14 protein-coding genes are annotated in these 12,627 nt (G+C 63.3%); 4 read left to right on the top strand and 10 right to left on the bottom strand.

Annotated elements, in window-relative coordinates; translation table 11 throughout:
- Window positions 1–56: 56 nt before the first annotated feature.
- Together CCC_RS21015 and CCC_RS03395 are read left to right on the top strand one after the other, a co-directional pair.
- A complete protein-coding gene (locus CCC_RS21015; protein ID WP_009868382.1) occupies window positions 57–1,598 on the top strand; it encodes a sensor histidine kinase in 1,542 nt (513 codons plus the stop codon).
- 242 nt (window positions 1,599–1,840) lie between these two features.
- Window positions 1,841–2,530 (top strand): hypothetical protein, encoded by a 690-nt coding sequence (locus CCC_RS03395; RefSeq protein WP_152619680.1) that lies wholly within the window; start codon window positions 1,841–1,843, stop codon window positions 2,528–2,530.
- Here the strand turns inward: CCC_RS03395 and CCC_RS03390 are convergent.
- From CCC_RS03390 to CCC_RS03345, 10 genes are all read right to left on the bottom strand, one after another.
- Window positions 2,502–4,025 (bottom strand): nitrite reductase, encoded by a 1,524-nt coding sequence (locus CCC_RS03390; RefSeq protein WP_236686289.1) that lies wholly within the window; start codon window positions 4,023–4,025, stop codon window positions 2,502–2,504. The two genes, CCC_RS03395 and CCC_RS03390, sit on opposite strands and share 29 nt — an antisense overlap.
- A 110-nt stretch (window positions 4,026–4,135) precedes the next feature.
- Entirely contained in the window at window positions 4,136–5,278 is a 1,143-nt protein-coding gene (gene nirJ / locus CCC_RS03385; protein WP_041039788.1) for a heme d1 biosynthesis radical SAM protein NirJ, read from the bottom strand.
- Window positions 5,279–5,287: 9 nt separating this feature from the next.
- A complete protein-coding gene (gene ahbB / locus CCC_RS03380; protein ID WP_009868494.1) occupies window positions 5,288–5,767 on the bottom strand; it encodes a siroheme decarboxylase subunit beta in 480 nt (159 codons plus the stop codon).
- Entirely contained in the window at window positions 5,764–6,207 is a 444-nt protein-coding gene (locus CCC_RS03375) for an Lrp/AsnC family transcriptional regulator (protein WP_009868493.1), read from the bottom strand. Before CCC_RS03375 ends, ahbB (CCC_RS03380) begins: the two co-directional genes overlap by 4 nt.
- A gap of 10 nt (window positions 6,208–6,217) precedes the next feature.
- A complete protein-coding gene (gene ahbB / locus CCC_RS03370) occupies window positions 6,218–6,724 on the bottom strand; it encodes a siroheme decarboxylase subunit beta (protein WP_009868492.1) in 507 nt (168 codons plus the stop codon).
- Window positions 6,715–7,164: an AsnC family transcriptional regulator gene (locus tag CCC_RS03365; RefSeq protein WP_009868491.1), complete on the bottom strand. Its 450-nt coding sequence runs from the start codon at window positions 7,162–7,164 to the stop codon at window positions 6,715–6,717. Before CCC_RS03365 ends, ahbB (CCC_RS03370) begins: the two co-directional genes overlap by 10 nt.
- Before the next feature lie 2 nt (window positions 7,165–7,166).
- The gene (locus CCC_RS03360; protein WP_009868490.1) at window positions 7,167–8,333 is read right to left on the bottom strand and encodes a cytochrome D1 domain-containing protein; all 1,167 of its coding nucleotides are present in this window, start codon (window positions 8,331–8,333) and stop codon (window positions 7,167–7,169) included.
- Entirely contained in the window at window positions 8,330–8,644 is a 315-nt protein-coding gene (locus CCC_RS03355; protein WP_041039786.1) for a c-type cytochrome, read from the bottom strand. The genes CCC_RS03360 and CCC_RS03355 overlap by 4 nt, the downstream gene beginning before the upstream one ends.
- A 91-nt stretch (window positions 8,645–8,735) precedes the next feature.
- On the bottom strand, window positions 8,736–9,059 hold the full coding sequence (locus CCC_RS03350; protein ID WP_009868488.1) for a cupredoxin domain-containing protein: 324 nt from the start codon (window positions 9,057–9,059) through the stop codon (window positions 8,736–8,738).
- Window positions 9,060–9,075: 16 nt separating this feature from the next.
- Entirely contained in the window at window positions 9,076–10,677 is a 1,602-nt protein-coding gene (locus tag CCC_RS03345; protein ID WP_009868487.1) for a NapC/NirT family cytochrome c, read from the bottom strand.
- 368 nt (window positions 10,678–11,045) lie between these two features.
- On the opposite strand from CCC_RS03345, the gene CCC_RS03340 reads away from it, so the two are divergent.
- Together CCC_RS03340 and CCC_RS03335 are read left to right on the top strand one after the other, a co-directional pair.
- Window positions 11,046–11,726 carry a Crp/Fnr family transcriptional regulator gene (locus CCC_RS03340; protein ID WP_041039782.1) on the top strand — a complete coding sequence of 227 codons (681 nt, stop codon included), beginning with the start codon at window positions 11,046–11,048 and terminating at the stop codon, window positions 11,724–11,726.
- A gap of 91 nt (window positions 11,727–11,817) precedes the next feature.
- Window positions 11,818–12,540: a Crp/Fnr family transcriptional regulator gene (locus CCC_RS03335; protein ID WP_009868485.1), complete on the top strand. Its 723-nt coding sequence runs from the start codon at window positions 11,818–11,820 to the stop codon at window positions 12,538–12,540.
- The last annotated feature ends 87 nt before the right edge of the window (window positions 12,541–12,627 follow it).

Below are 12,627 nucleotides of genomic sequence, written 5' to 3'. Positions count from 1 at the left end.
ATGAGAATGTTTAGCGCTCGTATCCACGAGGCGATAAGGCTAGGCTGCCTGCCATCATGATGATGATGATGATGTTGCGTAAGAAGGGTCGCGAAAACAGGATCGGCCGCCGCCTGATCTTGCTCATCGTCGCGTTCAGCTCTTTTCTCGCACTTCTGGCGACAGCCTACCAGCTCTTCAACGAATACCAGCAGCAACGCGCCGATATGGACGACCAGTTGGAGCAGGTCAGGATCTTCCTGCCGCCCATCACCGGCAGCGTCTGGACCTTCGACGAACGGCAGATCACCCTGGCGCTGGACGCCCTGACCCGGCTGTCCCATGTGGAACATGCGGTGATCAACACGTCGGATGGACGCAACACATGGTCGTCGGGCTCCATCAAGTCCAAACGGCTGCTCAATCGCCAATTCATTCTGGCCCGCGAAGTCCGGGGCGAGATGCGCCCCATCGCCACCCTGGACGTGGCGGCCAGCCTGGACGGCATCTATGGCCGCCTGCTCAGCCAGGCCGTCACCATCTTGGTGACCAACACGCTAAAGACCTTCCTGGTCGCCGCCTTCATGTATGTGATCTTCAGCCGCATCGTCACCCGCCGAGTGGAGGATCTGGCCCGCAATGTGGGCAGCCTGATGCCGGAATCCCTGATGTCACAGGCCTCGATGTTCGACGACAAGCTGGGCTTTCCCGAAAATGGCGACGAGATTGACCGCCTGCGCTGGGCCTATGACAACATCGCCCGCCAGCTCAAACTCGCCGTGCAGGACCTGCACGACCGCCATGACGAGTTGCAGCACGAAATCCATGAGCGCACCCGCGCGGAAAGCGATCTGCAACAGGTGATCGCCGAACTGTCGCGCACCAATGCCGAACTGGAGCGTTTCGCCTATGTGGCGGCCCATGATCTGCAAGAGCCGGTGCGCGGGCTGGTCAGCTTCTCGCAACTGCTCGAGCGCAAATACGCCGAGAATCTGGGAAGCGAGGGCAACGACTATCTGCGCTTCATCATCAATGAGGCGCTGCGCATGTCCAATCTGGTGCGCGACCTGCTGGAATACAGCCGGGCGGGCGGCACCCATCTCAACTTGGGCGATGTGGACTGTCGGGAGCTTGTCCATACCGTCGTCCAGAGCCTGCGCCCGAATGTCGAACAGAAAAATGCGGTCCTGGAAATCGGCGATTTGCCGGGTCTGATCGCCGACCAGGGACAGCTCTATCAGGTTTTCCACAATCTGCTGGGCAATGCCCTCAAATACAGCGACGAGGGAAACTCGCCGCGCATCCGGATCAATGCCGAGCGCGACGGCAATTCCTGGCGCTTCGAAGTGGCCGACAACGGTATCGGCATCGAGGCGCAGTACCACGACTACGTCTTCGAGGTCTTCCGCCGCCTGCATACCGGAACGGCCTATTCCGGCACCGGCATCGGTCTGGCCATCTGCAAACGCATCGTCGAAAGCCATGGCGGGCGCATGTGGCTGACCTCCACCCCCGGCCAGGGATCGACCTTCTTCTTCACCATTCCCGATCAGGCCGCCAAGGCGGATGCGGCGTTGTCGGGAAACGGCGTCCAGCCGCCCCCCGACCCCATCGCCTAGAGCTCCGAGCCTCAAATATGAGGCGCGGTGCTGATGCGAGCATTGAGCGAGCGGCCAAGGGCGCGGAGGCGCCCGCTAAGGCAGAGGGCAAAACAAATGAAGCTGAAGCGTGATGCATATTAAGGCATCACGCTTCAGAACAGGCTCTTGAGCTTGTCGAAGGCCTTGCCAACCCTAGTTTAAAGGGTGTTGGCATATCGCTGGCGATAGCCTGACGTCAGCGGCCTGTGCCATGGTGAGCCATGACATACCGCTTCTTTTCGAGCGCCCTGGCGCTACTATTGACACTCCTTGCCCCACCGGCTTTGGCGGAACAGCGCCTGATCCTCTATACTATCGGCCCCGATGCCCCCGGCGAGGTGCCGCCGGTGATAGCCCGTTTTCGCAGGGACGGCTGGGACATCCGCGTCAACCGCATCCCCCTGGACTTTCCCCACGAGCACGATCTGGGCAAAGCCCTGTTCACCCAGGCCCGCGCGGCGCGCGATGAGGGCTATTCCCGCGTGGTGCTGGCCGGGAGGGCCTTCGGCGCCTGGGTTTCGCTGATCGCCAATTCCTCATGGTCGACGCCTGTGGATGGCGGCGACATTCATGCGGTCATCGCCCTAGATCCCACGATCAGCGGCGAGACCTCACGGATCGGCCGACAATGGCACGACTACAAGTTCATGGATGTGATCAAGACCCAGGACCCCACCCGTCTGGCCGTGGTGGTCCTAGATAGCGACCATGAAGAGGGCCAGACGCGGGAATTCGAGATCCGCCGCACCATCCGGCGTCCCAACATTCCCCATGTGGTGATCTATGAGCCCTCGCCTCCCGCCCTGGACGGCGAAGCCTTCGCCCGGCGATGGGGGGACTGCCTCGCCACCGTGGCAGGCGACGAGATTCCGTCGCCGCCCGCTAATGGCTGGTGCCGCTTGAATAATTGATCTTGTTGAAGACGTTGTACTTGCCCACCGGCCGTTTCATGGGCATGCGGGTCACCACCTCGAAACTTTGGGCGTCGAAGACGATCAACTCGCCCTCGGCCTCCATGACCGAGATCAGCACATGCCGACCCGACCGGTCGAATTCGGCGTGCGCCGTGGTGCGGCCCGCTGCCGGGCGCAGCGTCCTGGTGATCTCCATGGCATCCAGGTCGATGATCTGGATGGCGTCCTTTTCCTTGCCCATGGAAACGTCGATCCAGGCATAGCCGGTGTTCTCGTGGCTCCGCATGAAGAAGCCCGGCCCCAGGGTGGGGATGCGCTTCACCGTCTTCCAGCTTGTCATGTCGATGATGCTGATCACCGCCTCTTTCAGATGCGGCGTCGCCATGAAATCGCGGCCATCCTTCTTGAAGATGATCCCCGAGCCCAGATGAGGCATGCCAGGCAGGTCGATCTCGGCCACCTTGCGCTTGATATCGAGATCCACCACCAGACCCTTGGTGCCGTCGCGCGACGCCCCCATCACCCGCTCATAGCTGCGGTCGAAGAAGAAGTCGTCGAGAAAGTCGGGAATGCGGATGCGGATGGCCTGAAAGCGGCCGCCGGGGCTGATGCCTTCCTCGTGCCCCTTCTCGTAGGAATGGACGAAGCCGTTCATCACCGGCCCGGCATCGTCGGCATAGGGAATCTCCCAGACTTCGGCGATATCCTTCAAGGCCACCACGAAACTGGCGCGCGGCGGCGCGGTATAGACCGCCGAGACCCGCGACGTGGCGCCCGCGTCGCCCATCACTGGGATCACCTGCAATGGCGTCAGGTCGCGGGCGTCCAGCGCCACCAAAGTGTGGGGCAGCATGTTGCCCACCATCAAAAAGCGCCCGTCATGGGAGACGGCCACGTTGCGGGTGTTCACCCCGGCTCGGATCTCGGCGACGATCTGCAAGGAATAGAGATCGTATTTGGTGATCCAGCCATCACGGGACGCCAGATAGACGAAGCGGCCATCGGGCGAATACTTGGCCCCGCCATGCAGCGCGAAACGGCTTTGAAACCGCGCCAGCGGCTTGAAGCTATCGCCGTCCAGAATGGTGACGTGATGATCGCCGGTCTCCACCACCGTGAACAGGTTCAAGGGATCGGCATCCCATTGCGGCCTGGACGGCAATTGGTCCGGGTCCACATTGACCACGCGCGATGCCCGGATCTCCTCCATACCCCAGACGGGCACCGCCGCCAGCGGGGTAAAGACATACTCGGCCAGAGCCTTGATCTGCTCTGGCGTCAGCTTGTCGCCATGGGCGGGCATCTGGGTGGCGGCGCGGCCCCTAGCGATGACCGTTTCGGCCTCGGCCTTCCTGAGACGCCCCAGATTCTCCGGCAGCAAAGCCGGGCCGATGGCCCCCAGCCTGTCGCCGCCATGGCAGGCGGCGCAATGCTCGGCATAAAGACGCGGCGCGTCTTCGACCGCCTGGGCGGGGGTGGCGAGAACTGTCATCCCGACGACCATCGGGAGGAGGGATCCCAGCCTGGCACGCCTCAGCAGAACTCGCGCAACAGAGCGGGCGGAGATCCCTCGCAAGGCTCGGGATGACAGGTCGGAAATGCTCATGCCAGCCCGATCTCCCCGTCGCTCAAATAGCAGCCCGGATCTTCGGCCCAAGGGTTGCCGGTCACCCGTTCGGCCCGCACCCGCGTATTGCCGTTGCAGATGGAAAGATGGGCACAGGCGGCACAGCGCCCCTCCACCGGACGGGGCCGGGCCTTGAGCCCCGCCATCAGCGGGTCGGAGGTATCGGGCCAGATGGCTGAAAAGGGCCGCTGGCGCACATTGCCCAGTTTGTGGTGCCACCACATGGTGTCGGGATGGACCTCTCCCAGATTGTCGATATTGGCCACATTGACGCCCGAGGCATTGCCGCCCCACTGCACCAGCTTGGCGGCGATGTGCCCGGCCTTGTCCGGGTGATGGCGCTTCACCCAGGAGAGGAAATAAGGGCCGTCGGCATCGTTATTGCCGGTGACGAACTCCCGTTGGCGCCCGGCGGCGGCATGGGCCCAGGCGATGTCGAACAGAAAGTCCATGGCATGACGCGTCACCTGGATGGTGGCGTCGTCCAGGCGGTTCTTGTTGCCGCGCCCGGCATAGTTCAGATGGGAGAAGTAGAACTTACCCACTCCCTCGCTTTCCATCAGGTCCACCACCTGGGGCAGTTCGGCGGCGTTATCCATGGTCATGGTGAAGCGCAGGCCCACCTTGACGCCCCGCGTCACGCAACGGCGGATGCCGCCCAGGGAGTCGGCGAAGGCCCCGTCGCGCGCCCGGAAGCGGTCATGGGTGGCGCCCATTCCGTCGATGCTGATGCCCACATAATCGAAACCGGTCAGGGCGATGTGATCGGCAGCGGCCTCGTCGATCAGGGTGCCATTGGTGGACAGCGCGGTGTAAAAGCCCATCTCCTTGGCGCGGGCGGCGATGTCGAAGATATCGGGCCGCAGCAAAGGCTCGCCGCCCGACAGGATCAGGACCGGCACGCGAAAGACCTTCAGGTCGCTCATCACCTCCAACACCTCGGCGGTGGAAAGCTCGCCCGCGAAATCCTTGTCGGTGGAAATGGAATAGCAGTGCTTGCAGGCAAGATTGCAGCGGCGGATCAGATTCCAGATCACCACCGGGCCGGGCGGATCGCGGCGCGGCCCCACCGGAGTGGGAGAGACAAGCTCGTGCATGAACTGGGATACGCGGAACAAGGCGATCTCCTAAAGCCGAAGGCCCGTCTTCTTGAGGATGCGCGAGGAGAACAGCACCAGATGGCCGCGCGACAGATCGCCTAGAACGCAGGCGATGCGCTCGGCCAGGGAATCGGCTTGGGCCTTTTCCTTGGCGTGGATCATGGCGAACAGCGAATAGGGCCAGTCGGGAAGATGGCGCGGCCGGTGGTAGCAATGGCTGACGAAATCCAGATCGCCCACCCGTTTCCCGGCCTCGGCAATATGCTCGTCGGCCACATCCCACACGGTCATGCCGTTAAAGCGATAGCCCAGCGCATAGTGGTTGGGCACCACCCCGATACGGCGGATGGCTCCCTCATGCAGCAGGCGATCCATGCGGTTCATCACCTCGTCGGGAGAGATACCCACCTGACGCGCCACCTCATGATAAGGGCGGTCCACCAGGGGCAGTCCGTCCTGGGTGGCAACCACGATGGCGCGGTCGATGGCGTCGAGGGCGGCGGTCATGCCTCGAACCTCAGACCCACGAAGAACTCTTGTATCTTGGGCATGTCGTGAACGGGAATGCCGGTCCCGGCCTCGATCCCGGCCAGGACCTCGGCCTTGCGGCCCGGCTTTTCGGTTGCCACCACGAACCACATGTTCAAGGCATGCTCGCGGGCATAATTCTGCGAGACCTCGGGATGGGAATTGACGATCCCGGCCACTTCGTCAAAGCGTTCTTGCGGCACCTTCATGGCGGCCAGGGTCAGTTCGCCGCCCATCCTTTCCGCATGCCACATGGGGCCAAAGCGCGAGATGATGCCGTCGGCCTTCAGCTTGATGATGCGGGCCAGCAACTGGGCTGCGGTCAGGCCCAGCGGCTCGGCCATGGCGGCGAAGGGCTGGTCGCAGATGGGAAAGCCGCCTTGCAGCGTGTTGATGATGGCGCGGTCGATCTCGTCCATACCCGCCCTCCTATTCCGCCGCCGCGGCCTGATGGATGGGACGGCCATAGCGCGCCCCGGTCTGCTTGAAGCGCCGGGTCGAGAACAGCACCGCATGGGGATAGGCGCCCAACACGAAACGGCGGTTCAACGCGCCGATGGTCTCTTCCACCTCCGCCCGGTCGCGCCCGTGGATCATGCAGAACAGATTATAGGGCCACAGGGGAAGCCGGGGCGGACGGCGATAGCACAAGGTCACCTCGGGCGCATCGCCCAGCAGACGCCCCACCTTGCCTACTTCCTCGTCGGGGATGCTCCATACCGACATGGCGTTGGCCTTAAAGCCCAGCTCATGATGGCGGACGATGATTCCAAAACGGCGGATCACCCCGCTATCGCGCATGGCCTGGATCCGCGCCATCACCTGGGCCTCGTCCAGCCCCAATTGCGCGCCCACCGCCCGATAGGGATGGGAGACCATGGGCAAGCCCTGGGCCAGAACCGAGACCAGGGCGAGATCGGTGTCGCTCAAGTCCATTTGAGATCAAACCCCAGATCGATGTGGAAATGCTCCAGCAAGGGCAGGTCGAGGACCTGAAGTCCGGCGCGGGCCGAAATCTCGGCCAGCACCTCGGCCACCCGCTGCTGGCTGGTCGCCGTGACCACGAACCACAGGTTCAGACGGTGCTCGCGCTGGTAATTGTGGTTGACCTCGGAAAAGGAACTGACCAGATCGGCCACCTCGTCGAGCCGGTCCTCGGGCACCGCCATGGCGGCCAGGGTGGACCCGCCCACCGCATGGGGCTTGAACACCGCGCCCACCCGGCTGATGGAGCCGCCGCGCGAAAGCCGGGCGAGGCGATCCATCACCTCGTCCTCGCCCAGGCCCAGACGCTCGCCCAGAACGGCATAGGGACGCGTCGCCAGGGGGAAGTCCTGCTGGAACTCATTCAAAAGACGCTGATCGAGTTGATCCATGGCTACAGCCCCGTCTTGTGAGCGCGGTTGGTGAAAAAGATGCCGCTGGGCTTGGCGGCGGGCAGTTCCGCCACCGGCTCCAGGGTCTCGGTGTCGTAGACCACCACCTTGTCGGAGTCGCGCGCCGACAGCCAAACCCGCTCGCCCTTCGGCGTGAATTCCATGTGCAGGATGGCCAGACCCGGTTCCAGGGTCTTGATCACCGTTTTGGTCTGGGTGTCGATCACCTGGACCTTAGAGTAATCGGGCAGGGCGAAGTTCACCCAGACCTGGCGGCCATCGGGCCGCGCCATGGCGAAGACCGGCTGGCCCGCCACGTCGATACGGGTTTTTTCCGTCCAGGTGCCCTTGTCCACCACCAGCACCTGATGATGGCCGATGGCGGGCAGCCAGATTTCGTCGCCAGCCGCCGCCCAGCCGCGCAGATGGGGCATCTTGTAGACCGGGAGAGCCTCTTTACCCTTGCCGTAATGATCGAGGATGCGCCGCACGCCCTTGCCCGGATTCCACAGATCGAGAAGCGCGATGCCGTCCTCGCCAAACAGCCCGGCCAGATACCAGCGCCCATCGCCGGTGATCAGCGCGTCATAGGGCAGCCTGCCGATATTGGTGTACTTGGTGAGCCTTGGCGATTTGAGATCGGCCAGATCGGCGATCCAGATCTCGCCCGCGTCATAGAGGGTATAGATGAAGCGCTTGCCCGAAAGGTCAGCGATGCCGATCACCTTGCTGGGCTTGCCGTCGGCGCCCATGGCGGGAATATCGGCCACCTGTTCCAGGGTTCCGCTGTCAAACACCTTGATGCCGCCCGGCGTGTAATTGGCCACCGCCACCAGGGTTCCGTCCTGGGAGATGGCCCCGCCGATGGAATTGCCTGATTGCATGACCCGGCCAGCTATGGAGCCGGTCAGCACATCCACCTTGGTCAATCCGCCGTCGCGGCCAAAGACGAAGGCGAAGCGCTGGTCGCGGGAATAGACCAAAGCGGCGTGGGACAGATCACCCAGCCCGGAAACCGAGGCCAGCTTGGTATTGCCGGTCGTCTCCACCACCATCAGGCGGCCATCGGCGCGTTCCACCACCAGCCCCAGATCGCCGGTGCCGCGAAGCGCGGGCGTACACCCGGCCAGCAGGGCAAGGGTCAGACAGACCGCAAACACGCGCGTCATTTCACCTCTCCCATCAGATAGGCGGCGATCCAGGCGGCATCGTCACGGCTCAGCATGGTCTTCCACGGCGGCATGGGGGTGCCGGGGCGGCCTTCCAGAATGGTATGGACCACCGATTCCGCCGACAGCTTGACCATGTCGTCTTGCAGCAGGGGCGAGCCCAGCCCACCCTGGCGGGTCATGCCGTGGCACGATCCGCAATCCTGGGCGACCATATCCCTCAGCCGGGCCTGACGCTCGGGCGCGAGCTCTGCTCCGGCTGGCCAGGCCGCCAGCACCACCGCACCGGTTATCGCGCCAAGCACCCGCATTCTCGAGCTCTCCCCCAGGCTGGCCGAGAAATAGCACTCCCCGCTTCGCAGTGGCTTGACGTTGAGCAAGAGAATGGCCCGTGGTCATTCGTCATGGGGCCACCTCGATGATCCCGACCATCTCGGGATGCGGTCCGCAGCGATAGGGGTAGGAGCCCGGCTTGTCGAAGGTCCGTTTCCAGCTTTCTCCCGGAAACAGCCTCTGGGACTCGGCCAGCTTTTCGCTTTCGAAGAACACCGAATGGCTGGTGCGCTTTTCGTCGTTGACCCATTCCACCGTGGCGCCCGGCTTGACGCGGAGCAGCTTGGGCGTGAACAGGTTCTTGTCCATGCTGACCCGGTGGCTCTCGTCCGCCGCCGCCAAAGCGGCGACGGCGAACGACAGGACGGCGAGGAATAACGCGATTGGGCGCATGAGACCTCCCCTCGGCTTAAGGCAGCTTGACTGCCTTGATTTCCCCTTCGGCGTCCAGACCCAGCTTCAGATCCACCGAGACGTGATGGAAACGGCCATTGGTGAAATCGTCATGGATGGCGAAGCCAACGCCATAGGCCTGACCAGGGGTCAGATTGACCTGTCCCGGCTGGTTCGCCTTGAGACGCCGGACCATGGTAACCACCCAGTTGTCGCCTTCCTTCTTGCCGGTATAGGCCACATCGTTGGCGGGCTTGAGCACACGTTCGGCCAGGACATAGCCCTGTTCCGAGGCGCCTGAAGACTTCCAGCGGGTAAGGTCGAGGAAGGTGCCCGCGGCCAGCAGGGCATCCAGCTCGGCCTGGGGCTTCACCTTGTCCCAGTTGTCGCGCTTGGTGGTGTCGAACTGAGTGCGGCTTTCCGGCACATATTTGGTGACATAGCCGTGGGAGGTGTCGATGCCCTTGGCGCCAGCCAGCGCCCCGGCCGCCGGAGCGGTCGGCATGTCGCGGGCATCGGAATGGCAGGTGGTCCAGCAGCCCGAGCGGCCCGCCATGTCCACCTTGCCGTTGTCGATCATCATGGCCACCTTGACCTCGTTTTCGGGATCAAGCTTGCCGCCCTTGGCGAAGGGGACGTCGTTGTGAGGACCGGCGGGGAATTCCAGGCGCAGATAGAGGTTGTCCGCGTCATAGGCCGCCTTGACGGACAGCGGAATGGCGGGGCGTTTGCCGGGAATGGGGGTCTTTTCCGCCTTGGAGCCGGACGCCATCTTGGCGCCCATATCGGCGGTCTCGTTGCTGTGGCACTCGAAGCAGCGGTCGCCCTTCTTGAAGGCGCGGGTGCCGCCGTGATCGGTGCCTGTCAAAATCCACTCCATGGCGGTCTGGCCGGGATAGAACAGCACTGACTTGGTTTCGGCCACCTTGCTCCAGTCCACGGCCTTGGCCGTAACGGGCGGCAGCGCGGCGCCACCGGCAACCGGGGCGGCGGTCGGAGCCGCTGCGGCAGAGGCCGGAGCCGGAGCGGCAGCCGGAGCGGCGGCCTTCTTCTTGGCCTCCTCGGCGGCCTTTTGCTCTTCCTCCTGCTCGAGAAGTTGATGGACGGGCTTGTGGGCGATGCCCTTGTGGCAGTCGATGCAGGTACCGCCCTCGGCCTGGGCGTTCTCGTGCTGCTTTCTGGCGCGCTGCTTCTGCATGGCCGGATTCATCTGGTCGAAGGCATGGCAGTTACGGCATTCGCGCGAATCCGTGCTCTTCATGGTGGCCCAGACGCGCTTTGCCAGTTGGAAACGCTTGGCGTCGAACTTCTCCGGCGTGTTGACCGAGCCCATCAGCCAATGGAAGACCTCGCCGCTGGCCTGAATCTTTCGGACGAATTTGTGAACCCAGTCCTTGGGAACGTGGCAGTCCGAGCATGCCGCCCGCACACCAGAGCGATTGGTGTAGTGGATGGTTTTGACATACTCCTGATAGACGTTGTCCTTCATCTCGTGGCAGTTGATGCAAAAGCCAAGCGTGTTGGTGGCTTCCATCGCCGTGTTGAAGGCGCCCCAGAACATGATGCCGCCGACAAAAATCACCGCCGCGCCGAAGACGGAGGCGCCCAGGATTTTCATTCTCAGCAGTTTCCCGAGAAAGGATTCAGTAGCCATTGCGCTCCCCAGCGTCCCGGACGTTCCAATCCGGTCTGGCCCGCGCGCGCTCCAGCCCGCACTCGGCGGGCACCCTCCCGAAGGCCTGCGCGGGCTCCGGAATGTGGAACAGAGTAATCAGCGGCCACGGTCATCGACGTGATTTTGATCAATTTACCCAGGATTCACTGGTACCTAAAAACCATAGCTATACTTAAGTCTATTACTTCAAAACCAAGCCCATCACGCCCCGCTCACTTAACCAAGGTCAAGTCGCGCCCAATCATATTGGAGCGATGATAAGGAAGCTTGGGGACGATCGGGGCGAGGCTCCGCAGGCTGCGGGAGGGGCGATGCAATCCGAAAACTTGTGCGCACTAAGGCGAAGCCGGTTGTTCTCGGCGGTTCCCGCCGCAGATGCCGCCACCTTGCTGGAAGGCCATCTGGCGCAGGTCCTGCCCGACGGCGCCGAAGTGTTCGCCGAGGGCGCGGCTGCCGAGTTTCTGTTCCTGTTGCTGGAAGGCGAAATCCTCATCCAGCCGCCCGGCGCCTCGCCTCAGTTCCGGCTGACGGCCGGAGATACGGTGGGCGAGGAAGCGGTGCTGACCGGAATGCCCCATGCGGCGACAGCACGCGCCGCCGGATCGGTGAGTCTGATCGCCCTGCCCGCGGGCAAACTGATGGCCTATCTGGAAAGCCATTTCGAGGTCGCCATCGTCATGATCTCGGCCATGGCGGGCCATCTGCGCGAACAGGTGCGCGAAATCACCGAATTGAAGATGCAATCCACCGCCGAACGCCTGGCCAGCTATCTGCTGGCCCTGGCCGGTGACGCCACGGGCCGGGCGGTGGTCCGGCTGCCTTATGAAAAACGGCATCTGGCCGATCATTTAGGCATGGACCCGGCAACCCTGTCGCGGGCCTTCGCCAAACTGCGGGACAAGGGTGTGGTGGCCAGCCGCACCGACAAGGTCGAAATCGCCGATGTGACGGAGTTGAGGATCTATGGCGACTGCGCTGCGTTCACCGCCTAGCGGATCACAGGACCCTAAGGGATCGGGCGGGCCGGTTTCGTGCCCATGCCGCCCGTCCTGCGAAGGTCCGACAGCGGATTGCGACCGCACCTTGTCCACGCCGCAGCGGATCTTCAAGGGCTCGCGCGAGGCCCAGGACGTGGTGGCGGCTTTGCCGCTGTTCGACGGCATCCTGCCCCAGGTGCTGAACCGCCTCTTGGCCGATTCGGCCACCATCTTGCGCCGCCGCAGCACCTTGCTGTTCGGCGCCGGTGACGAGGCCGACTGCTTCTATATCGTACTCGACGGCGCGGTGAAGCTGTTCGCCCTGACCCAGGATGGGCGGGAAAGCATCGTGGAAATCTTTGGACCCGGCACCTCCTTCGCCGAGGCCGCCATGCTGTCCACCGGACGTTTTCCGCTGCATGCCGAGGTCATCGAGGACGCCACCCTGATCCGGGTGGGACGGCGCGCCTTTCTCTATACCCTGCACTCGGACCACGCCCTGGCCTATCGCATGTTGGCCGCCCTGGTGAAGTGGAACCGCCGCCTGGCCGCCGAGATTTCCGACCTGAAGGAACTGACGCCCTGGCAAAGGGTGGCTGAATTCCTCCTGGCTCAGACTCCGGCCACCCAGGGCCGGGTCGATGTGCAATTGCCCTTCAACAAGGAAGTCCTGGCCAGCCGGGTGGGAATCCGCAGGGAAAGCCTGTCGCGCGTCCTGGGACGGCTGCGGGTGCTGGGCGTGCATACCACCGGCAATTCCATCCGCATCGACGACGTGAACCGGTTGCGCCGCGCCTGCATCGAAGCGGCTACCAATCGTAATGGATAGTCCTTTGGCAGGGCCTCGGGACTTTCCATGACGGAATTTGACGAAGGTCACATCCCGCCCCGCACGCCAGAGCCATTCTCCCCCGAC

The sequence above is a fragment of the Paramagnetospirillum magnetotacticum MS-1 genome (genome assembly GCF_000829825.1).
In the GTDB taxonomy this organism is placed as follows: Bacteria; Pseudomonadota; Alphaproteobacteria; order Rhodospirillales; family Magnetospirillaceae; genus Phaeospirillum; species Phaeospirillum magnetotacticum.
Note: the sequence above shows the minus strand (reverse complement) of the source record. Positions and strands in the feature narration are given on the sequence as shown.

What these genes read in the sequence shown, in the direction of transcription:
- CCC_RS03355 (WP_041039786.1), bottom strand. Translation starts at nt 8,644, where the DNA reads ATGCGGGTGCTTGGCGCGATAACCGGTGCGGTGGTGCTGGCGGCCTGG.
- CCC_RS03365 (WP_009868491.1), bottom strand. Translation starts at nt 7,164, where the DNA reads ATGGATCAACTCGATCAGCGTCTTTTGAATGAGTTCCAGCAGGACTTC.
- CCC_RS03360 (WP_009868490.1), bottom strand. Translation starts at nt 8,333, where the DNA reads ATGACGCGCGTGTTTGCGGTCTGTCTGACCCTTGCCCTGCTGGCCGGG.
- CCC_RS03375 (WP_009868493.1), bottom strand. Translation starts at nt 6,207, where the DNA reads ATGGACGAGATCGACCGCGCCATCATCAACACGCTGCAAGGCGGCTTT.
- ahbB (WP_009868492.1), bottom strand. Translation starts at nt 6,724, where the DNA reads ATGGACTTGAGCGACACCGATCTCGCCCTGGTCTCGGTTCTGGCCCAG.
- CCC_RS21015 (WP_009868382.1), top strand. Translation starts at nt 57, where the DNA reads ATGATGATGATGATGATGTTGCGTAAGAAGGGTCGCGAAAACAGGATC.
- CCC_RS03340 (WP_041039782.1), top strand. Translation starts at nt 11,046, where the DNA reads ATGCAATCCGAAAACTTGTGCGCACTAAGGCGAAGCCGGTTGTTCTCG.
- CCC_RS03395 (WP_152619680.1), top strand. Translation starts at nt 1,841, where the DNA reads ATGACATACCGCTTCTTTTCGAGCGCCCTGGCGCTACTATTGACACTC.
- ahbB (WP_009868494.1), bottom strand. Translation starts at nt 5,767, where the DNA reads ATGACCGCCGCCCTCGACGCCATCGACCGCGCCATCGTGGTTGCCACC.
- CCC_RS03345 (WP_009868487.1), bottom strand. Translation starts at nt 10,677, where the DNA reads ATGAAAATCCTGGGCGCCTCCGTCTTCGGCGCGGCGGTGATTTTTGTC.
- CCC_RS03390 (WP_236686289.1), bottom strand. Translation starts at nt 4,025, where the DNA reads ATGACAGTTCTCGCCACCCCCGCCCAGGCGGTCGAAGACGCGCCGCGT.
- CCC_RS03350 (WP_009868488.1), bottom strand. Translation starts at nt 9,059, where the DNA reads ATGCGCCCAATCGCGTTATTCCTCGCCGTCCTGTCGTTCGCCGTCGCC.